The sequence below is a fragment of the Gandjariella thermophila genome (genome assembly GCF_005405885.1).
Classification (GTDB): Bacteria; Actinomycetota; Actinomycetes; order Mycobacteriales; family Pseudonocardiaceae; genus Gandjariella; species Gandjariella thermophila.
The window spans coordinates 24616-44225 of the sequence record NZ_BJFL01000002.1; the positions used below are offsets into that span (position 1 = coordinate 24616).

Annotated in this window: 20 protein-coding genes; 17 read left to right on the plus strand and 3 right to left on the minus strand. The window is 73.0% G+C overall.

Annotated elements, in window-relative coordinates:
- The first annotated feature begins 78 nt into the window (after positions 1–78).
- From FFT21_RS02090 to FFT21_RS02110, 5 genes are all read left to right on the plus strand, one after another.
- Positions 79–918 (plus strand): helix-turn-helix domain-containing protein, encoded by an 840-nt coding sequence (locus FFT21_RS02090; protein ID WP_137812014.1) that lies wholly within the window; start codon positions 79–81, stop codon positions 916–918.
- 225 nt (positions 919–1143) lie between these two features.
- Positions 1144–1755: a phosphatidylinositol phosphate synthase gene (gene pgsA / locus FFT21_RS02095; protein WP_137812015.1), complete on the plus strand. Its 612-nt coding sequence runs from the start codon at positions 1144–1146 to the stop codon at positions 1753–1755.
- Positions 1752–2705, plus strand: a complete 954-nt coding sequence (locus FFT21_RS02100) for a phosphatidylinositol mannoside acyltransferase (protein ID WP_137812016.1) — start codon at positions 1752–1754, stop codon at positions 2703–2705. Before pgsA ends, FFT21_RS02100 begins: the two co-directional genes overlap by 4 nt.
- 46 nt (positions 2706–2751) lie before the next feature.
- Positions 2752–3909 (plus strand): glycosyltransferase family 4 protein, encoded by a 1158-nt coding sequence (locus FFT21_RS02105; RefSeq protein ID WP_137812017.1) that lies wholly within the window; start codon positions 2752–2754, stop codon positions 3907–3909.
- A 41-nt stretch (positions 3910–3950) separates the two neighbouring features.
- Positions 3951–4454, plus strand: a complete 504-nt coding sequence (locus tag FFT21_RS02110; RefSeq protein WP_192909372.1) for a LemA family protein — start codon at positions 3951–3953, stop codon at positions 4452–4454.
- A 54-nt stretch (positions 4455–4508) separates the two neighbouring features.
- On the opposite strand, the gene FFT21_RS02115 is transcribed toward FFT21_RS02110, so the two are convergent.
- Positions 4509–6635, minus strand: a complete 2127-nt coding sequence (locus FFT21_RS02115; protein WP_137812018.1) for an elongation factor G-like protein EF-G2 — start codon at positions 6633–6635, stop codon at positions 4509–4511.
- Positions 6636–6957: 322 nt separating this feature from the next.
- Between FFT21_RS02115 and pdxS the strand changes: the two genes are divergently transcribed.
- Positions 6958–7890: a pyridoxal 5'-phosphate synthase lyase subunit PdxS gene (gene pdxS, locus FFT21_RS02120; RefSeq protein WP_137812019.1), complete on the plus strand. Its 933-nt coding sequence runs from the start codon at positions 6958–6960 to the stop codon at positions 7888–7890.
- 47 nt (positions 7891–7937) lie between these two features.
- On the opposite strand, the gene FFT21_RS02125 is transcribed toward pdxS, so the two are convergent.
- Positions 7938–8246 carry a type II toxin-antitoxin system VapC family toxin gene (locus tag FFT21_RS02125; RefSeq protein WP_137812020.1) on the minus strand — a complete coding sequence of 103 codons (309 nt, stop codon included), beginning with the start codon at positions 8244–8246 and terminating at the stop codon, positions 7938–7940.
- Positions 8247–8410: 164 nt separating this feature from the next.
- Between FFT21_RS02125 and FFT21_RS02130 the strand changes: the two genes are divergently transcribed.
- The 4 genes from FFT21_RS02130 to FFT21_RS02145 all read left to right on the plus strand — a co-directional run bounded on the left by FFT21_RS02130 (position 8411) and on the right by FFT21_RS02145 (position 11997).
- Positions 8411–9847 carry an amino acid permease gene (locus FFT21_RS02130; protein ID WP_371856696.1) on the plus strand — a complete coding sequence of 479 codons (1437 nt, stop codon included), beginning with the start codon at positions 8411–8413 and terminating at the stop codon, positions 9845–9847.
- A 98-nt stretch (positions 9848–9945) separates the two neighbouring features.
- Entirely contained in the window at positions 9946–10563 is a 618-nt protein-coding gene (gene pdxT, locus FFT21_RS02135; RefSeq protein ID WP_137812022.1) for a pyridoxal 5'-phosphate synthase glutaminase subunit PdxT, read from the plus strand.
- 60 nt (positions 10564–10623) lie between these two features.
- Positions 10624–11376, plus strand: coding sequence for a YebC/PmpR family DNA-binding transcriptional regulator (locus FFT21_RS02140; protein WP_137812023.1), 753 nt, complete (start codon positions 10624–10626; stop codon positions 11374–11376).
- Between the two features lie 105 nt (positions 11377–11481).
- Positions 11482–11997, plus strand: a complete 516-nt coding sequence (locus FFT21_RS02145; protein ID WP_137812024.1) for a DUF4262 domain-containing protein — start codon at positions 11482–11484, stop codon at positions 11995–11997.
- Between the two features lie 85 nt (positions 11998–12082).
- Here the strand turns inward: FFT21_RS02145 and FFT21_RS02150 are convergent, their stop codons facing one another.
- Positions 12083–12583 (minus strand): DUF3291 domain-containing protein, encoded by a 501-nt coding sequence (locus tag FFT21_RS02150; RefSeq protein WP_137812025.1) that lies wholly within the window; start codon positions 12581–12583, stop codon positions 12083–12085.
- Positions 12584–12706: 123 nt separating this feature from the next.
- Between FFT21_RS02150 and ruvC the strand changes: the two genes are divergently transcribed.
- The 7 genes from ruvC to FFT21_RS02185 all read left to right on the plus strand — a co-directional run bounded on the left by ruvC (position 12707) and on the right by FFT21_RS02185 (position 19449).
- Positions 12707–13336, plus strand: a complete 630-nt coding sequence (ruvC, locus tag FFT21_RS02155; protein ID WP_192909373.1) for a crossover junction endodeoxyribonuclease RuvC — start codon at positions 12707–12709, stop codon at positions 13334–13336.
- Positions 13333–13923 carry a Holliday junction branch migration protein RuvA gene (gene ruvA, locus FFT21_RS02160; protein ID WP_137812027.1) on the plus strand — a complete coding sequence of 197 codons (591 nt, stop codon included), beginning with the start codon at positions 13333–13335 and terminating at the stop codon, positions 13921–13923. Before ruvC ends, ruvA begins: the two co-directional genes overlap by 4 nt.
- A 147-nt stretch (positions 13924–14070) precedes the next feature.
- Positions 14071–15099: a Holliday junction branch migration DNA helicase RuvB gene (gene ruvB / locus FFT21_RS02165; RefSeq protein ID WP_225978071.1), complete on the plus strand. Its 1029-nt coding sequence runs from the start codon at positions 14071–14073 to the stop codon at positions 15097–15099.
- Positions 15100–15284: 185 nt separating this feature from the next.
- Positions 15285–15692, plus strand: coding sequence for a preprotein translocase subunit YajC (yajC, locus tag FFT21_RS02170; RefSeq protein ID WP_137812029.1), 408 nt, complete (start codon positions 15285–15287; stop codon positions 15690–15692).
- A 190-nt stretch (positions 15693–15882) separates the two neighbouring features.
- Positions 15883–17634, plus strand: a complete 1752-nt coding sequence (gene secD, locus FFT21_RS02175) for a protein translocase subunit SecD (RefSeq protein ID WP_137812030.1) — start codon at positions 15883–15885, stop codon at positions 17632–17634.
- 1 nt (position 17635) lies between these two features.
- Positions 17636–18886 (plus strand): protein translocase subunit SecF, encoded by a 1251-nt coding sequence (gene secF / locus FFT21_RS02180; RefSeq protein ID WP_137812031.1) that lies wholly within the window; start codon positions 17636–17638, stop codon positions 18884–18886.
- A complete protein-coding gene (locus FFT21_RS02185) occupies positions 18883–19449 on the plus strand; it encodes an adenine phosphoribosyltransferase (protein WP_137812032.1) in 567 nt (188 codons plus the stop codon). Before secF ends, FFT21_RS02185 begins: the two co-directional genes overlap by 4 nt.
- Positions 19450–19610: the final 161 nt, after the last annotated feature.

The following is a 19610-nucleotide window of genomic DNA, read 5'->3' on the forward strand; positions in this document are numbered from 1 at the left end:
GCCGCCCGCGGCCGCGCGGCTACGACGGTCGGCGGACAGGTGATCTCCGTGTGCCCGTTCCCGGCTACTGTGCCGGACATGACCGCACCCGAGCGTTCCCGCCTCGCGCGGGAGCGCCTGTCCCGCGAGCTGCGCCGGTTACGCGTGGCCGCCGGGCTGACCGGCACCGCGGCGGCGCGCGCCGCGGGGATGAGCCAGTCGAAGATCTCCAAGATCGAGAACGGCATGCTGCTGCCTTCCGTGGCCGACGTCGAGCGGCTGGTGGCCGTGCTCGGCGCGGAGCAGGCGGTGGCGGAGGAGCTGGTGGGCCTGGCCAGGACGCTGCACACCCGGGCGGAGAGCCGGCGGGTGGTGCTGCAGCGCAACGCGCACCGCAGGCAGTGGGAGATCGCCCAGCTCCAGGCGCGGGCCACGGTGCACCGCCAGTTCCTGGTCGGCGACGTGCCGGCGCTGCTGCAGACCGAGCGCTACATGCGTGCGGTGCTGGCGTCGCTGCCGCAGCAGGACCGCGACGCGGCGGCGCGGGACCGGCTGGCCGCCCAGCGCGTGCTGGACGATCCGGCGAAGCGGTTCCGGTTCGTCCTGGCCGAGGGTGCGCTGCGGTGGCGGGTCGGCGGTGCGGAGCTGATGGCCGAGCAGGTCGACCACCTGGGCGTGGTGGCCGGGCACGGCAACGTCCGGCTCGGGGTGATCCCGTGGACGGCGGAGACCGGGGTGGCGGCGCTGCACGGCTTCCACGCCTACGACGACCGGCTGGTCACGCTCACCGCGCTCACCGCGAACGCGGTGATCACCGATCCGGTGGATGTCGGCGAGTACCTGGCTCTGTTCGAGAAGCTGGAGCGGATCGCGGTGCACGGCGACGAACTGCGGCGGCTGCTGGACCGGGTGGCCGCCGAGTACCGCGGGCTTGGCTGATCTCCAGGCCCCGGCCGGCCCGCTGACCTGCGGTGACAACCGCGGCGCCGGCCGAGGCGCGACGTCGGCCGGCCAACCTCCCGCGGGGAGCGGGCCGCCGGTGGCGCGGCCGCGCCGGGCAGTACCCGGCCGGCGATCCCGAGGTGTCCCTGCGCGGCCGCCTGAACTGGACGGTTAGGCTGCCTGGGCCAGATCGCTCCTGCCGGTAGGTGTCCCCACAGCACGATGCTCAACATCTTCGCCCGCGCGTCGGTTTCCCGCGTCACCGATCCGATCGGGGCGTGGCTGGTCCGCCGTGGCCTCTCGCCGAACGCGGTGACCGTGGTGGGGACCACCGGCACCGTGGTGGGGGCGCTGTGGTTCTTCCCGCGCGGGCAGTTGTTCGTGGGGACCCTGGTGGTCACCCTGTTCGTGCTGTTCGACCTGCTGGACGGGGCGATGGCGCGGGCGCGGGGACGCGGCACCCCGTTCGGCGCCGTGCTCGACTCGACCTGTGACCGGATCGCCGACGGCGCGCTGTTCGGCGCGATCACCTGGTGGTGCTTCGTGCCGGCGGGTAACCGGTGGCTGGGCGTGGCGGCGCTGGTCAGCCTGGTCGCCGCGCAGGTGATCTCCTACGTCAAGGCGCGCGCAGAGGCCGGTGGGCTGGGGGCGAACGGGGGGCTGATGGAGCGGGCCGAGCGGACCCTCCTCGCCCTGGTCGGCACCGGCCTGCAGGGGCTGGGCGTGCCGCACGCGGTGGAGGTCGCCCTGTGGGCGTTGGCCGTGCTCACGGTGATCACCGTGGTGCAGCGGTTGGTCGCCGTCTACCACGCCGCGAGGGAGACTGGGGAATGATCCGATTCCGGGGCAGGGTGGCCGACCTGGGCTACGCGGCCGGCTGGCGGCTGACCGGCGCCGCGCCGCAGCGGCTGGCGGACGCCGTGTTCCGCTGGGGCGCGGACCTGGCCACCGAGCAGGGTGGCGAGGGGGTCACCCAGCTCCGCAGGAACCTGGCCCGGGTGGTGCCGCAGGCCGACGAGGCGGAGTTGGACGACCTGGTCCGGGACGGCATGCGTTCGTACGCCCGGTACTGGTGCGAGATGTTCCGGCTGCCCGTGATGGACCTGGCGGCGGTGCACCGCGCAGTGGACGAGACGATCACCGGGGTGGAGAACCTGGACGCCGCGCTCGCCGAGGGCAACGGGGCCGTGCTGGCCCTGCCGCATTCCGGCAACTGGGACGTGGCCGGGGTGTGGCTGGTCCACCACGCCGGCACGTTCACCACGGTGGCCGCCCGCCTGCAGCCGGAGTCGCTGTTCCGCCGCTTCGTGGCGTTCCGCGAGGCGCTCGGGTTCGAGGTGCTGCCCATCAATGGGGGACGGCGGCCGCCGTCCGTGGTGCTCGCCGAGCGGCTGCGGCAGAACCGGGTGGTGTGCCTGCTCGGCGACCGCGAACTGACCGCCGCCGGCGTGCCGGTGACGTTCTTCGGCGAGGAGACCCGCATGCCGGCCGGGCCGGCATACCTGGCCGCGCGCACCGGGGCCGCGCTGCTGCCGGTGGGTTCCTGGTTCACCGCGACCGGCTGGGGGTTCCGGGTGCACCCGCCGATCCGGGTGGCCGGGCCGGACGGGGTGAGCGCGGCGACCCAGGCGCTCGCCGACGTGTTCGCCGCGGACATCGCCTCCCGCCCCGCGGACTGGCACATGCTGCAGAAGCTGTGGGTGGCGGACCTGCCGCCGCGCCGGCGGGCCGCGCTGGCCCGCGCCTCGGCCGCGCAGCGGCCCACCGGACGGGGCGAACCGTGAGGGCGGGATCCGGCCGGCAGGGGCTACGCGCGGGCGGTGATGCCGGGTGAAGATCGGTGTCGTGTGCCCGTACTCCTTCGACGTTCCCGGCGGAGTGCAGGCGCACGTCGTCGACCTGGCCAGGGCGCTGCGCCGGCTCGGGCACGAGGTGCACGTGCTTGCCCCCGCCGAGGACGACACGCCGGTACCCGAGTTCGTCACCTCGGCCGGCCGGGCGATGGGCATCCCGTACAACGGGTCGGTGGCCCGGCTGGCGTTCGGACCGGTCTCCTACGCCCGGGTCCGCCGGTGGATCCGGGAGCACGAGTTCGACGTGCTGCACCTGCACGAGCCGGTCGCGCCCAGCCTGTCCATGCTGGCGTTGATGATCGCCGACGGCCCGATCGTGGCGACCTTCCACACCTCGACGGCCCGGTCCCGTGCGCTGCTGGCGTTCCAGGCGGTGCTGCAACCGTTCCTGGAGAAGATCACCGCGCGGATCGCGGTGTCCGCACTGGCCCGCCGGGTTCAGGTGGAACACCTCGGCGGGGACGCGGTGGAGATTCCCAACGGTGTCGACGTGTCGCTGTTCGCCGACGCCGAACCGCTGCCCGGCTACCCGCGCACCGGGGGCACCGTCGGGTTCGTCGGCCGGTTCACCGAGCCGCGCAAGGGCATGCGCACGCTGCTGGAGGCGCTGCGCCTGCTGCTGCCCGACCTGCCGGAGCTGCGCCTGCTGGTGGTCGGCCGCGGCGACGCGGGCGAGCTGCGCCGGGCCGCCGGGACGGAGCTGGCCGGGCGGCTGGTCATGCTCGGCCAGGTGGACGACGCGACCAAGGCCCGGATGCTGCGCAGCGTGGACGTGTACTGCGCGCCGAACGTGGCGGGGGAGAGCTTCGGTGTGATCCTCGCCGAGGCGATGGCCGCCGGCGCCGCGGTCGTGGCCAGCGACCTCGACGCGTTCCGCCGGGTGCTGGACGGCGGTCGGGCCGGGGTGTTGTTCCCGCGGGGCGACCCGGGCGCGCTGGCCGAGCGGCTTCGCGGGATGATCACCGACCCGGGGTGGCGCGCCGAACTGGTCGCGGCCGGCCGGGCGCGGGTGGCCGCGCTGGACTGGTCGGTGGTCGCCACCCAGGTGATCCGGGTGTACGAGACGGCGATCGCGGCGGACCCGCGGCGGGTCCGCGAGGCGGGCGAGGTGCCCATGCCGGGGGTTGAGTGGTGAGTGGCACCGGACTGGGCGCGCTGATCGCGCTGGTGGCGTTGATGTTCGTGGTGATCCCCTGGCTGCTGGGCATCGCGAACCGGCTGGACCGGCTGCACATCCGCACCGACGCGGCGTGGGCCGCGGTGGACGCCGCGCTGGCCCGGCGGGCCGTGGTGGCCAGGGCGGTCGCGGCGACCTCCGCTCTCGACCCGCGCGCCGCGGCCGCGCTGCGGGTGGCCGCGGACACCGCCGAGCGGGCGCCGCGGGCGGAGCGGGAGGCGGCCGAGAACCAGCTCAGCCGGCTGCTCGCCGATCTCGACCGGGACCGGCTGCCCGGCCCGCTGGCCGCCGAACTGGCCGACGCGGAGCAGCGCGTGGTGCTGGCCCGCCGGGTGCACAACGACGCGGTCCGGGACACGCTGGCGCTGCGCCGCCGCCGCACGGTGCGCTGGCTGCGGCTGGCCGGCACCGCCCCGCGGCCCGAGTACTTCGAGATCGCCGAGCCGGAGGCGCCCGCCGAGGTGGCCAGCCCGTGGCCGGACCGCACCCGGGACGCCGGCTGAGCCCACCGGGCGCGGTCCGTTGTGGACTGTGGAACGGCCGAGACCGGCTGGCTGTCAGTGGTCCATCTTGGCGGCCAGGTGGTCGGGCAGCGGGTCGTAGCGGGCGAACCGGCGGGTGAACGTGGCCGTTCCCGAGGTCATCGCGCGCAGGTCCACCGCGTAGCGGAGGAGTTCGGTGGCCGGCACCTCGGCGCGCACCACGGTGCGCCCCGTTTCGTCCGGCTCCGTGCCCAGCACCCGGCCGCGCCGGCTGGACAGGTCGCCGAGCACCGTGCCCAGGTGCTCGTCGGAGAGCCGGATCGCCACCTCGTCCACCGGCTCCAGCAGCTTCACCTGGGTCTTCGCCGCGGCGTCCTTGAGCGCGAGGGCACCGGCGGTCTGGAACGCCGCGTCCGACGAGTCGACGCTGTGCGCCTTGCCGTCCACCAGCGTCACCCGGAGGTCCACCACCGGGTGGCCGGCCGTCAGGCCGCGCTCCATCTGCGCCCGCACGCCCTTCTCCACGCTGGGAATGAACTGGTTGGGGATCGCCCCGCCGACGATGCGATCCACGAACTCGAACCCGGAGCCGCGCGGCAGCGGCTCCACGTCGATGTCGCACACCGCGTACTGGCCGTGCCCGCCGGACTGCTTGACGTGCCGGCCGTGCCCCTTGGCCGGGGCGGCGAAGGTCTCCCGCAGCGCCACCTTGACCGGTTCGACGTCCACCTCGGCGCCGCCCGCGCGCAGCCGCGACAGCACCACGTCCGCGTGCGCCTCGCCCATGCACCACAGCACCAGTTGGCGGGTCTCCGCGTTGCGCTCCAGCCGCAGGGTCGGGTCGCCGGCCACCAGCCGGCCCAGGTTGCGGGCCAGGGTGTCCTCGTCGCTGCGGCTGCGCGGCACCACCGCGACCGGCAGCAGCGGCTCCGGCATCTCCCACGGCGGCATCAGCAGCGGGTCGTCCGGCGCGGACACGGTGTCGCCGGTTTCGGCGGAGCCCAGCTTGGTCAGCGCGCACAGGTCGCCGGCGGTGCAGTAGGGCACCTCGCGCAGGGTGGCGCCGAGCGGCGAGTAGATGTGCGCGACCCGCTCGTCGGCGTCGTGGTCGGCGTGCCCCCGGTCGGCCAGGCCGTGCCCGGAGATGTGCACCGGGCCTTCCGGGCGCAGCGTGCCGGAGAACACCCGGACCAGCGAGACGCGGCCCACGTACGGGTCTACCGCGGTGCGCACCACCTCGGCGACCAGCGGACCGTCCGGGTCGGCGGACAGCCGGGGCCGGGGTATCCCATCGAGCGTGGTCACCTCCGGCGCGGCGTGCTCAAGCGGGGAGGGGAACGCGCGGGTCAGCGCCTCCAGCAGCTCGGCGACGCCGACGCCGGTGGCCGCGCACACCGGGAACACCGGGTGGAACGAGCCGCGCGCCACCGCGGTTTCCAGATCGTTGATCAGCGTCTGCTGGTCGATCTCCTCGCCGCCCAGGTAGCGGTCCATGAGGGTCTCGTCCTCGCTCTCGGAGATGATCCCCTCGATGAGCTCGTTGCGGGCCGCGGTGATCCGCTCGGCGTCGGCCGGGTCGGGTTCGGTGACCGTGGGCGGGTAGCCGTTCGAGTAGTCGAAGAAGCGCTGGGTGATCAGCCCGACCACGCCGGGCCGGGCGCCGGTCCCGGGCAGGTACAGCGGCAGCACGCCGGCGCCGAACGCCTTCTGGCAGGCGGTGATCTCGGCGTCCGGGTCGGCGCGGTGGTGGTCCAGCCGGGACACCACCACGGCCCGCGGCATGCCGACCGCGGCGCACTCCTCCCACAGCGCGACCGTGGTGGCGTCGACCCCTTCGGCCGCGCTGACCACGAACAGCGCCGCGTCCGCCGCGCGCAGCCCGGCGCGCAGCTCACCGACGAAGTCGGCGTACCCGGGCGTGTCGATGAGATTGACCTTGATGCCGTCGTGCATCAGCGGCGCCACGGCCAGCCCCACGGATCGCTGCTGGCGGACCGCGGCGGGATCGTGGTCGCAGACCGTGGTTCCCTCCGTAACGGAACCGGCCCTGCTCACCACGCCGGACGCGGCGAGCAGGGCCTCGGTGAGGGTGGTTTTCCCGGCGCCGGACGGTCCCACCAGGACCACGTTCCGCACCTGCGCCGGGCTTTCTACAGCGACCGCGCCTGCCGCGCTGCCGTTGTCCGCGTGCTTGGTGCCCATTGGTCTCCACCTCCAACCCGGACGGCGATGTCCGGTAGACCCGGTTAGGTAGACCTCTGTGCTCGATCTCACACCCATTTGGGCAGGTCGGACAACCCCACGGCGGGCGAGCCCAGCCGGCCGGGCTAACGTCCGGTCGCACGGTGGTCGGTGCCCGGCACCATGTGCTCACCGTCCGTGACGTGGCGCGGAACACCGAGTGGACTGCTGAAAACGGCCGGAATTGGCCTGCATCGGCGGTCCACGTGGCACGTACCATGACAGGCGTACGGCTCGCAGGCGGCCGTCCACTCCGATTCCCCGATCAGTCGAAGGGCCAACCGTGACCTCGTCCGAGACCACTCCCACCGCTGCTGACGGCACCCTCGCGCCACCGGCGACCGGCACCGCGCGGGTGAAGCGCGGCATGGCGGAGATGCTCAAGGGCGGCGTGATCATGGATGTGGTCACGCCCGAGCAGGCCAAGATCGCCGAGGACGCCGGTGCGGTCGCGGTGATGGCGCTGGAACGCGTGCCGGCCGACATCCGCGCCCAGGGCGGCGTGGCCAGGATGAGCGACCCGGACATGATCGAGGGGATCATGAACGCGGTGTCCATCCCGGTGATGGCCAAGGCGCGCATCGGCCACTTCGTCGAGGCCCAGGTGCTGCAGGCGATCGGCGTCGACTACGTGGACGAGTCCGAGGTGCTCACCCCGGCCGACGAGGCGCACCACATCGACAAGTTCGCCTTCACCGTGCCGTTCGTGTGTGGCGCCACCAACCTCGGCGAGGCGCTCCGGCGGATCTCCGAGGGCGCCGCGATGATCCGCTCCAAGGGCGAGGCCGGCACCGGCAACGTGGTCGAGGCCACCCGGCACATGCGCCAGATCCGCGCCGAGATCCGCCGGCTGACCGTGCTCGGCCCGGACGAGCTTTACGCGGCGGCCAAGGAACTGCGCGCCCCGTACGAGCTGGTCCGCGAGATCGCCGAGACCGGCAGGCTGCCGGTGGTGCTGTTCACCGCGGGCGGCATCGCCACCCCGGCCGACGCGGCGATGATGATGCAGCTCGGCGCCGAGGGCGTCTTCGTCGGCTCGGGCATCTTCAAGTCCGGTGACCCGGCCAAGCGCGCCGAGGCGATCGTGAAGGCCACCACCTTCTACGACGACCCCGACGTGGTGGCCAAGGTGTCCCGCGGCCTCGGCGAGGCCATGGTCGGCATCAACGTCGCCGACCTGCCCGAGTCCGAGCGCCTGGCCGTCCGCGGCTGGTAGTTCACGGGTTCCCGTCCCGGTGTCCGGCTGCGGGCACCGGGACGCCGTCACGAGATCGGGTACAGCTCGACCTCGGCCGTGTGCCCGTTGCTCTTCGCCAGCCTGGCGTCACAGGTCACCAGCGGCACGTCCAGCCGCTCGGCCAGCGCGACGAAGGCCGCATCGTACGGGCGGATGCTGTGCCGCAGCTCCCAGACACGGCGCAGCAGCGGACGGTGCGGCGCGCGCGTGACGGGCGGCGCGGGTGCACAGCACCGTGTACGTCCGGGTCGTCGACGTTCCGGATCTGGATCGTCTTCGCCATGCATGAAGTCTGCATACATCGGGTTTTGGTCCGCGGTGATCCGAGGCGTCACGCCCCTGTGACTCTCGTTACATCAAGCCTTGCCTAAGTTCTGATTCCCCGATGACGCCCGATGACTAGGGTCCCCCGGCACGGGGAGAGGTTGATCACCCCGGCTAACGCGCGGGGATCGCGGGAGGCCCGGCGCGTCCGATGAGGACGGAAGGACCTGATTTCGTGGACGCATCGCTCTCGACCGAGCGGACCACACCGCCAGCGGTCGACGCCGAGGGCTACACCAAGGCGCTCGGCAACCGGCAGGTGCAGATGATCGCCATCGGCGGCGCGATCGGCGTCGGCCTGTTCCTCGGCGCCGGTGGCAAGCTGGCCACCGCAGGGCCGTCGCTGGTGCTCTCCTACGCGCTGTGCGGGCTGGCCGCGTTCTTCGTCATGCGGGCGCTCGGCGAACTGGTGCTGCACCGGCCGACCGCGGGCAGCTTCGTGTCCTACGCCCGGGAGTTCATCGGGCCGTGGGCCGGCTTCGCCTCGGGCTGGATGTACTGGGTGAACTGGGCGATGACCGGCGTCGCGGAGATCACCGCGGTCGGCATCTACGTGCACCGCTGGCTGCCCACCGTGCCGCAGTGGCTGACCGCCCTGGCCGCGCTCGGCGTGCTGCTGGCGGTGAACCTGCTGTCCGTGCGGCTGTTCGGGGAGCTGGAGTTCTGGTTCTCGGTGGTCAAGGTGCTGGCCATCGTGGTGTTCCTGTTCGTCGGCGTGGCCATGGTGCTCGCCGGCGCGCACGTCGGCGGCAGCGCGGCCGGCGTGGCCAACCTGACCGGGCACGCGGGATTCTTCCCGCACGGCGTGGGCGTGACCCTGATGGCGCTGCAGGCCGTGGTGTTCGCCTACTCGGCGATCGAACTGGTCGGCATCGCGGCGGGGGAGACCCGGGACGCCCGCAAGGTGCTGCCCAGGGCGATCAACGGGGTGGTGTGGCGCATCGCGATCTTCTACGTCGGCTCGGTGCTGCTGCTGGCCATGCTGCTGCCGTGGACCGCGTACAGCGACACGGAGAGTCCCTTCGTCACGGTGTTCTCCCGGCTGGGCATCCCCGCGGTGGGCGACGTGATGAACGCGATCGTGCTCACCGCCGCGCTGTCCTCCTGCAACTCGGGGCTGTACTCGACCGGGCGGGTGCTGCGGGCGCTCGCCGACCGCGGCGAGGCGCCGGCGTTCGCCGGGCGGATGAGCGGCCGGCACGTGCCCTACGGCGGCATCCTGTTCACCTCGGGCGTGTACGTGCTCGGCGTGGTGCTCAACGGCGTGGTGCCCCACGACGCCTTCGACATCGCCACCTCGATCGCCTCGCTCGGCGTGGTGGCCACCTGGGCCACCCTGGTGGTCTGCCAGATGCGGCTGCGTGGTGCCGCGCTGCGGGGGGAGGTGGTCCGGCCCTCCTACCGGATGCCGGGCGCGCCCTACACCGCGTGGGCGACGCTGGGCTTCCTCGTCCTGGTCGTGGTGCTCATGGCGTTCGCGGGCGGCGCGGACCGGATCGCGTTCTACTCGCTGCCGGCGATCGTCGCGGTGATCGCCCTGGGCTGGCGGGCCGTGTCCGCGCGGCGTGCCGCCCGGGCCGTGCCGGCCGCCGCGGACCCCGCGACCGAGTAGGCCGGGGTGCGCGCACCGGGTGGCCAGCCCCGGCGTCCCACCCGGTGCGCGCGGTTGCCTACGCTGATCGGTACCAGCTTTTTCGGAGGTAGCCCACCGTGCCCGCACAGCCCGTGATCGGCGTGCTCGCCCTGCAGGGCGACGTTCGCGAGCATCTCGCCGCGCTCGCCGGCTGCGACGTGACCGCCGTGCCGGTGCGGCGACCGGAGGAGCTGGCGAGGGTGGACGGCCTGGTGCTGCCCGGCGGCGAGTCCACCACGATGAGCCGGCTGCTGGAGTCCTTCGAACTGCTCGAGCCGCTGCGCAAGCGACTCGCCGAGGGCATGCCGGCGTTCGGCTCGTGCGCCGGGATGATCCTGCTGGCCAGGGAGGTCCTGGACGGCCGTCCCGACCAGCGGCAACTCGGCGCGCTGGACATGGTGGTCCGGCGGAACGCCTTCGGCCGGCAGGTCGACTCGTTCGAGACCGACCTCGATTTCGCGCACCTGGACGACCGCCCGGTGCACGCCGTCTTCATCCGCGCGCCCTGGGTGGAGAGCGCCGCCGACGAGGTCGAGGTGCTCGCCAGGGTGCCCGACTCGCCGTCGGCCGGCGCGGCCGTCGGTAGGATCGTCGCAGTTCGGCAGGGTCCCGTGCTCGCCACCGCGTTCCATCCGGAGCTGACCGGTGACGGCCGGGTGCACCGCCTTTTCGTGCAGACGGTTCGCGCGTCCTGACCGCGATGCCCACCATGAGGGGGCGGAACGGGCGCCGGCTCGACAGTTGACGGAGGAGAGATGAGCGGCCACTCCAAGTGGGCCACGACGAAGCACAAGAAGGCCGCCGTCGACGCGAAGCGTGGCAAGCTGTTCGCTAAGTTGATCAAGAACATCGAGGTGGCCGCGCGGACCGGCGGGGGCGACCCGGACGCCAACCCCACGCTCTACGACGCGATCCAGAAGGCCCGGAAGAACTCGGTGCCGATGGACAACATCGAGCGTGCCCGCAAGCGCGGCAGCGGCGAGGAGGCCGGCGCGGCCGACTGGCAAACCATCATGTACGAGGGCTACGGGCCAGGCGGCGTGGCCGTGCTCATCGAGTGCCTCACCGACAACCGCAACCGCGCGGCCGGCGAGGTGCGCACCGCGATGACCCGCAACGGCGGCTCGATGGCCGACGCCGGCTCGGTGGCCTACCTGTTCAACCGCAAGGGCGTGGTGCTGCTGCCCAAGAACGGGCTGTCCGAGGACGACGTGCTGGCCGCGGTGCTGGAGGCGGGCGTCGAGGAGGTCAACGACCTCGGGGACACCTTCGAGGTGGTGTGCGAGCCCGGCGACCTCGTCGAGGTGCGCACGGCGCTGCAGACCGCCGGCATCGACTACGAGTCCGCCGAACTCAACTTCCTGCCCTCGGTGAACGTGCCGCTGGACGCCGACGCCGCGCGCCGGGTCTTCAAGCTCATCGACGCCCTCGAGGACTGTGACGACGTGCAGAACGTCTACGCTAACTTCGACGTTCCCGACTCGGTCCTGGAGGAGGCGAACGCCTAGCCGGCGCGACGTCCCCGCTCCGGCGGACCGACGGACGTCCTGCCGTCGCAGGCCGGCCGCGGGGACGGGTGATCGACCGACTTCGAGGGAAGAGTTTGGGACGCCGTGGCGACGACGCAGGGACTGAGCGCGGAGCACGAGCGGCTTCGGCGAGAGCTGTTGCGGGACATCGAGGAGCACGGCCACGCCGTCGTGCACGTCGCCGAGGACGACCAGGGTGCCCCGTACTCGTTCACCGTCGGCGCGTGGCGGCGGTTCGGCGTGGCCGAGGCGGTGGTGGTCGGCCTACCGGCGGAGATGGCTGGGGTACTGCTCGCCGCCTACGTCAGCCGGGCCCGAGGCGGTGAGCGTTTCCTGCCGGGCAAGCTCTACCACGGCATCTTCCAGGACGTGCCGATCACTGTGGAGCGCGTGGCCAAGGGGCACTACCTGGAGTTCTTCGGCGGCGCATTCCTGATCTACCGCAAGGGTGACTTTCCCGCGCTGCAGCTCATCGTGCCCACCCCGGACGGCCACTGGCCGTGGCACCCGGACGCCCCCGAGGGGTTCGCCGAGTGGCAGCCGGTGCTCACCCAGAGCGGCCTGCCGGAGAGTTGGGCGCCGGGCATCGGCGGTCCCTGATCCGTCCGGGCGAGCCGGCCGGCGGCGCCGGGGTGCCCCGGTCCACAACCGACGGTCACCCCGGCATGCGGTTCCGCGGACTCGCTCAGCCGGCGGGGCAGCGCCAGTCGTCGGCGGCTTCGACGGGGAGCGCGGCGCCAGGAGCGGGAAACGCGTCGCGGAATGTGAAGGCGTGCGGCGTCGGGCCGTGCCTCCGCAGATGCCCCAGCCGTTCCTCGGCCTCAGTGACGGTGGGGCGGTGGCCGGCCGGCACCCACCACAGCGCGGTGACCGCCTCCCGCAGCGGCGGGAACCACTCCCGGCGGCGGCGCAGCACGGCGAGGTGGCCCTGGTCGCGGTAGACGAAGTCGGCCAGCGCCTCCAGCGACCGCCACACCGACATGTTGACGATGATCCGGTCGTCGCCGAAGCCGCGCACGGCGGTGGCGTTGCCGTCCTCGGTGCGCAGCCGCCACACGAAGCCGGGGGCGGCGTCCGCCCGGGCGTTGACCGGGTCAAGCGCGGCGACGAAGTCCGCAAGGCGGGCCGACTCGAGAGGTTCGAGCGGGAGCGCGATGTTCACCTGGGCGAGGTGGTAGGTGGTCATGCCCGGAATTTATCGAGATCGGCTCCACGGGAGGGTCGGTTCCGCGCGTCGGTGCCGGAAGCGTCGGCGGCAGCCGGTAGCCTCGCGCTCGAACGGATGTTCGGCGTGCGGGAGGCATGTGGCGTGCGGGTGCTCGGCGTGGACCCGGGGCTGACCCGCTGCGGGCTCGGCGTGGTGGACGGCGGCTCGGGGCGAGCGGTCCACTGCGTCGCGGTCGACGTGGTCCGCACCCCGGCCGATCTCGACGTGGCCAGCCGCCTGCTCCGGCTGGCCGACGCGCTGGAGGAGTTCTGCGACCGGCACCGGCCGGACGTGGTCGCCGTGGAGCGGGTGTTCACCCAGCACAACGTGCGCACCGTGATGGGCACCGCGCAGGCCGGCGGGGTGGTGGCGCTGGGCGCGGCGCGGCGCGGGCTGCCCGTCGCGTTCCACACGCCGAGCGAGGTCAAGGCCGCGGTCACCGGGTCCGGCCGGGCGGACAAGACCCAGGTCGCCGTCATGGTCACCCGGTTACTGCGGCTGGCGGAGACACCCCGGCCGGCGGACGCGGCCGACGCGCTCGCCCTGGCCATTTGCCACCTCTGGCGGGCGCCGATGCGCGACCGGCTGGCCGAGGCGGAGGCCACCGCCGCCGCGCTGGCCCGCAACCACCGAGCCCGGCTGGCGTCGGCGCGGCGCGCCCGCACGGCCGGCGGCACCAGGGCACCGGTGCGGGGAGCGCGGCGGAGCGTGGAGGGAGGTGCGTCCGGGTGATCTCGTCGGTGCGTGGCCCGGTGCTGTCGGTGGGGCTGGACCACGCGGTGATCGAGGTCGGCGGGGTCGGCCTCGCCGTGTGCACCACCCCGGCCACGCTGGCCACGTTGCGCCGCGGCGAGGAGGCCCGGCTGCACACCGCCCTGGTGGTCCGGGAGGACTCGCTCACCCTCTACGGTTTCGCCGACGTCGACGCCCGCGAGTTGTTCGGGCTGCTGCAGACCGTGTCCGGGGTGGGGCCGAGGCTGGCCATCGCGATGCTCGCGGTGCTCGAGCCGGACAAGCTGCGCACCGCGCTCGCCGAGGGCAACACGTCGGTGCTCACCCAGGTGCCGGGCATCGGCAAGAAGGGCGCCGAGCGGCTGGTCATCGAGTTGCGGGACAAGGTGGGCGCGGTGGCCGCCGCGGACGCGGCCGGCGGGCCCGGCGGCGCGGTGCGCGAGTCGGTGGTCGAGGCGCTGGTCGGCCTCGGCTTCCCGGCCAAGCAGGCCGAGCCCGCGGTGGACCGGGTGCTCGCCGAGGACGGCGGCGGGGACACGTCGAGCGTGCTGCGGCGGGCGCTGGCCGCGCTCGGCCGCAAGCGGTAGAGGAGGCTCCCCGATGCGTGTGTCCGGCCGCGACGACCCAGGTGACCACGGCGCGCGCCGGGCCGCCATGGCGGGCGGGGTCTCGCGGCAGTAAGGAGGGTTCACTCGGTGCACGAGGCGGACGCCTGGACCGACGACGGCGATGGTGTGGTGCTGTCCCCGCACCCGGTGCCCACCGAGCGGGACGTGGAGGCCACGCTGCGGCCGAAGCGGCTGGCCGACTTCGTCGGCCAGGCAAGGGTGCGCGAGCAACTGGAGCTGGTGCTGGAGGGCGCCCGACGCCGCGGCGTGCCACCGGACCACGTGCTGCTGTCCGGGCCGCCCGGGCTGGGCAAGACCAGCCTCGCCATGATCATCGCCGCGGAGCTGGGCAGCGCGCTGCGGGTCACCTCCGGCCCCGCCCTGGAGCGGGCCGGCGACCTCGCGGCCATGCTGTCCAACCTGGTCGAGGGCGACGTGCTGTTTATCGACGAGATCCACCGCATCGCCCGGCCCGCGGAGGAGATGCTCTACCTGGCGATGGAGGACTTCCGGGTGGACGTGGTGGTCGGCAAGGGCCCAGGCGCCACCAGCATCCCGCTGGAGATCGCCCCGTTCACCCTGGTCGGCGCCACCACCCGGTCCGGGTCGCTGACCGGGCCGTTGCGCGACCGGTTCGGGTTCACCGCGCACATGGAGTTCTACTCAGCGGAGGAACTGGAGCAGGTGCTCCGCCGCTCCGCCGCCATCCTCGGAGTCGAACTGCGGCCGGACGGCGCCGCGGAGATCGCGGGCCGGTCCCGGGGCACCCCGAGGATCGCCAACCGCCTGCTCCGCCGGGTGCGGGACTACGCCGAGGTGCGCGCGGACGGCGCGGTCACCCTGCCGGTGGCACGGGCCGCGCTGGAGGTCTACGACGTGGACGAGTTGGGCCTGGACCGGCTGGACCGGGCGGTGCTCGGCGCACTGGTGCGGACCTTCGGCGGCGGCCCGGTCGGCATCTCCACCCTCGCCGTCGCGGTGGGCGAGGAACCGAGCACGGTGGAGGAGGTGTGCGAGCCGTACCTGGTGCGGGCCGGCATGCTGGCCCGCACCCCGCGCGGCCGGGTGGCCACCGCCGCGGCATGGCACCATCTGGGCCTGGAGCCGCCGGCGCAGACGCTCGGCGATCCGGCGCCAACCCTGTTCGACGCATGACGCCGGTGACCCGGACGTGACGGCTCGGCTGCGCAGCGTGCGCTGACCTCGGTGCTTTCCGCGCCACGTCGTAGGCTGCCGCGTCGGGAACCACACATACCTGGCACACTCAGGGATGAGGGTTCCCACCCATTGGACGATCGAGAGCGAAGTAACAAAGGCGGCGTCCCGCCGATCGGAGAACGATGAACTTTTCGTCCCTGCTCTTCCCGCTGCTGATCATCGCGCTTGCGCTGCCGCTGTTCCTCAGCGCCCGCAAGCAGAAGCGATCCATGCACGAGATGCAGCAACTGCAGAAGTCGCTGGAGCCCGGGGACCGGGTGATGACCACGTCCGGCCTGTACGCCACCGTGGTGGACACGTCGGACGATGACACCCTCGACCTCGAGATCGCTCCGGGCGTGACGACCACCTGGCTGCGCGCGGCCGTGCGGGAGCGGGTCCGGGACACCGGCGCGGACCAGGACACCGCCGTCGCCGAGGACGACGAGCAGGAGCCCGCCGCCGACGTGGCCGAGCAGCACACCACCGCCGACCGCGCCGACGAGCCGAAGGTCGCCGCCCCCCTGGAGCACGAGAAGCACCGCGGCTGAAGACCAGTGCGGTAACCCGGTCGCCTGATTGACCGGCGACTTGCTCAGGGAAGCGACACGCGCCTCACACGGTGCGGAGTACGCTGCGCCCCCGCCCACTCGATGTGCTCGGGTGGGGGCGTTCCGCTGCCATCGCGACCCGCCGGTGGCGGCGCCGAAGAGAACGAAGGTTTGAGGAGACCGACCGACCGTGGCACCACCGGCCGGGCAGATCCGCCCAGGACGCTACCTCGCGGTTTTTGCCCTGATCGTGGTCGTGCTGTACGCCCTGGTGTTCTTCACCGGAGGCGGGAAGCCGACCCCCAAGCTGGGCATCGACCTGCAGGGCGGCACCCAAGTCACCCTGACCGCGCGGTCTCCGGACGGCAAGCCGCCGCCGCAGCAGTCGCTGGACCAGGCCCGGCAGATCATCGAGGCGCGCGTCAACGGCCTCGGCGTGAGCGGGGCCGAGGTGGTGCTCAACGGCAACAACGTGGTCATCACCGTGCCCGGCGCCCGAGGCGACGAGGCGAGGAGCCTCGGGCAGACCGCGAAGCTGGGCTTCCGCAAGGTGATCGACGCCGAACCGGTGCAGCAGGCGCCGGCCACCCCACCGCCGGCCAAACCGTCCGCGCCGAACTCGCCCCCGCCCAGCGCGCCCCCGGCCGGCGGGCAGCAGCCCTCGGTGGCGCCGTCCCGGCCGCCCCAGGGCATGCCGGCACCCAGCGGGAACGGCGACCTCACCGTGCCGCAGGCGGCCGGGCAGGCCGCGCCGTCGCCCGCGCCGCCGACACCGACGCCCACCCCCACCCCGGGCGGCGACCAGTCGGTGGACCCGCGGGTCGCCCAGGAGATCCAGCAGGCCAAGGCGCTGCGGCAGAGCACCGACCAGCAGGTGCAGGCGCAGGCGCTGGCCCTGCTGAACTGCGGGCCGGGCCACCGGGATCCGCTGGCCGGCAACGACGACCCGAACCTGCCGCTGGTCACCTGCTCCCAGGACGGCAAGGAGAAGTACGTCCTGGACAAGGTGTTCCTCAAGGGTGAGGAGATCGGCAACGCCTCGGCCGGGCCGAACCCGCAGGGCGCGGGTTACGTGGTGAACCTCAACTTCAAGCCGGCCGGCACCAAGACCTGGGCCGACTTCACCTCGGCCAACGTCGGCCAGCGGGCCGCGTTCGTGCTGGACACGCAGGTCGTCTCGGCGCCGTCGATCAACGAGCCGATCCTCGGCGGCAACACGATGATCAGCGGCCAGTTCAACCAGACCCAGGCGCAGCAGTTGGCGAACGTGCTGAACTACGGGTCGCTGCCGCTGTCGTTCGACCAGTCCGACGCCCAGACCGTGTCGGCCACGCTGGGCTTGGCCTCGCTCAAGGCCGGCCTGCTCGCCGGCGCGATCGGCCTCGCCCTGGTGGTCGTGTACTGCCTGTTCTACTACCGGGCGCTGGGCGTGCTGACCGTGCTCTCGCTGGCGCTGTCCGGCATCACCGTCTACGCGGTGCTGGTGCTGCTCGGCCGGTGGATCGGGTTCACCCTGGATCTGGCCGGCATCGCCGGCTTCATCGTGGCCATCGGTATCACCGCGGACTCGTTCGTGGTGTTCTTCGAGCGGCTCAAGGACGAGGTGCGCGAGGGCCGCACGTTCCGCTCCGCGGTGCCGAGGGCCTGGGTGCGGGCGCGGCGCACGATCCTCTCCGCCGACGCGGTGAGCTTCCTGGCTTCGGCGGTGCTGTACGTGCTCGCCGTCGGCCAGGTGCGGGGCTTCGCGTTCACCCTCGGCATGTCCACCGTGCTGGACCTGCTGGTGGTGTTCCTGGTGACGCACCCGCTGGTGGTGTTCGCGTCGCGGAACAAGAAGCTGTCCAGCCCGAGGTTCTCCGGGCTCGGCGCCGTACAACGCCTCGCCGCCGCGAAACGCGCGGCGGGCAGGGCGACCGGCGCCGCCGCCGTGAAGGAGGTCTGACGTGTCGACCCCCGACACCCCCACCGCGCCCTCGGCCCGCGGCCAGCGCCCGGCGGGCCTGCTCACCCGCCTCTACACCGGCACCGGCGCGTTCGACATCGTCGGCAAGCGCCGGCGGCTCTACGTGTTCTTCGGGCTGCTGGTGGCGGTCTGCGTGCTGTCGATCGCGTTCCGCGGGTTCACCTTCGGCATCGACTTCTCCGGCGGCACCACCATCCAGATGCCGACCCAGGGCGCCAATGGCGCCATCAGCACCCAACAGGTGGAGTCCACCTTCACCAGGGCGCTGGGCAGCCCGCCGTCGTCGGTGCAGAGCGTGGGAACCGGCGGCACGGCGAGCATCCAGATCCGGTCCAAGACGCTGACCATCCAGCAGACCGCCACCGTCAAGGACGCGCTGTACAGGGACCTGCAGCCGAAGGACGCCAGCGGAAAGCCCAACCCGCAGGTGATCAGCGACAGCGCGGTGAGCGCGTCCTGGGGCGGGGAGATCACCCAGAAGGCGATCATCGCGCTGGCGGTGTTCCTGGTGCTGGTCACCGCGTTCATCGCGCTCTACTTCGAGAAGTGGATGGCGGTGGCCGCGCTGGTCGCGCTGGTGCACGACGTGCTGGTGACCGCGGGTGTCTACTCGATCGCCGGGTTCGAGGTCACCCCGGCCACCGTGATTGGTCTGCTGACCATCCTCGGGTTCTCCCTCTATGACACGGTCGTGGTGTTCGACAAGGTCCGGGAGAACACCCGCGGCCTGCTCGGCCTGACCAGGCGCACCTACGCGGAGGCGGCGAACCTGGCGCTCAACCAGACGCTGATGCGGTCGATCAACACCTCACTCATCGCGCTGCTGCCGGTGCTCGGCCTGCTCGTGGTCGGTGTCGGCCTGCTCGGCGTCGGCACCCTGCAGGACCTGGCCCTGGTGCAGCTCACCGGTCTGCTCGCGGGCACCCTGTCGTCGATCTTCCTGGCCACCCCACTGCTGGTGGACCTGAAGATGCGGGAGCCGGCGTACCAGCAGCAGGCCGAGCGGGTGCTGGCCCGCCGGGCGAACGCCGCCCGGCGCAGCGCCGCGCAGGCCGAGGGCGACGAGGACGTCGAGTCCACCGACGACGAGGCGCTCGCCGCCGAACTGCGCCGGGAGAGGGCACTCGCCGCGGCGGCCAGCGTGCCCGCGCGCACCGGCAAGTCGGGGCCGGCCCGCCGCGGCCGGCCGACCGGCAAGAGCGCCCGACCCAGCGGCAAGAGGCGGCGATGACCGGGCGGCAGGAGGCGGCGACCGGCACGTCGCGGCCCGCGTCCGCCGACCTGGCCGCCGCGTTCGCGCTGATCCGGGAGATCCCGGACTTTCCCGAACCGGGCGTGCTGTTCCGGGACATCGGCCCGCTGCTGGCCGACGCTGCCGCGTTCCGTACCGTGGTCGACGCGCTCGCCGGCACCGTGCCCGACCGGGTCGACCTGGTGGTCGCCCTGGAGGCGCGGGGCTTCCTGCTCGGCGCCGCGGTCGGCTACGCCCGCAACCTCGGCGTGGTCGCGGTGCGCAAGCCGGGCAAGCTGCCGATGGTCGCGCACCGGGTCGACTACGCGCTGGAGTACGGCTCGGCCACCTTCGAGTTGTCTGACCAGATCGTGGCGCCCGGCCAGCGGGTGGTCGTGGTGGACGACGTGCTGGCCACCGGCGGCACCGTGCGGGCCGCCTGCGAACTGGTCGAGCACGTCGGCGGCGAGGTGGCCGCGGTGTCCGTGGTCCTGGAACTCGCCGGGCTGGGCGGCCGCGACCGGCTGGCCGACCGGGACGTGCGCACCCTGCTCACCGTCTGACGGCACGTTCCGTGACCACGAGCGCGGGACCAGGCGCTGAACCGTTCCCAGTCGCCGGACCCCGTGATCGGGTGTACCGAACGGGGTGACGCTGTTCACCGCGGGAACCGGTACGTTCGTCCCCACCGGAAGGCGGGACACCCGTACGGCGTTATTCTCGG

Coding starts and splice junctions, on each gene's coding strand:
- FFT21_RS02090 (WP_137812014.1), top strand. CDS start 79: ATGACCGCACCCGAGCGTTCCCGCCTCGCGCGGGAGCGCCTGTCCCGC.
- pgsA (WP_137812015.1), top strand. CDS start 1,144: ATGCTCAACATCTTCGCCCGCGCGTCGGTTTCCCGCGTCACCGATCCG.
- FFT21_RS02100 (WP_137812016.1), top strand. CDS start 1,752: ATGATCCGATTCCGGGGCAGGGTGGCCGACCTGGGCTACGCGGCCGGC.
- FFT21_RS02110 (WP_192909372.1), top strand. CDS start 3,951: ATGTTCGTGGTGATCCCCTGGCTGCTGGGCATCGCGAACCGGCTGGAC.
- FFT21_RS02115 (WP_137812018.1), bottom strand. CDS start 6,635: ATGGGCACCAAGCACGCGGACAACGGCAGCGCGGCAGGCGCGGTCGCT.
- FFT21_RS02140 (WP_137812023.1), top strand. CDS start 10,624: ATGAGCGGCCACTCCAAGTGGGCCACGACGAAGCACAAGAAGGCCGCC.
- FFT21_RS02150 (WP_137812025.1), bottom strand. CDS start 12,583: ATGACCACCTACCACCTCGCCCAGGTGAACATCGCGCTCCCGCTCGAA.
- yajC (WP_137812029.1), top strand. CDS start 15,285: ATGAACTTTTCGTCCCTGCTCTTCCCGCTGCTGATCATCGCGCTTGCG.
- FFT21_RS02185 (WP_137812032.1), top strand. CDS start 18,883: ATGACCGGGCGGCAGGAGGCGGCGACCGGCACGTCGCGGCCCGCGTCC.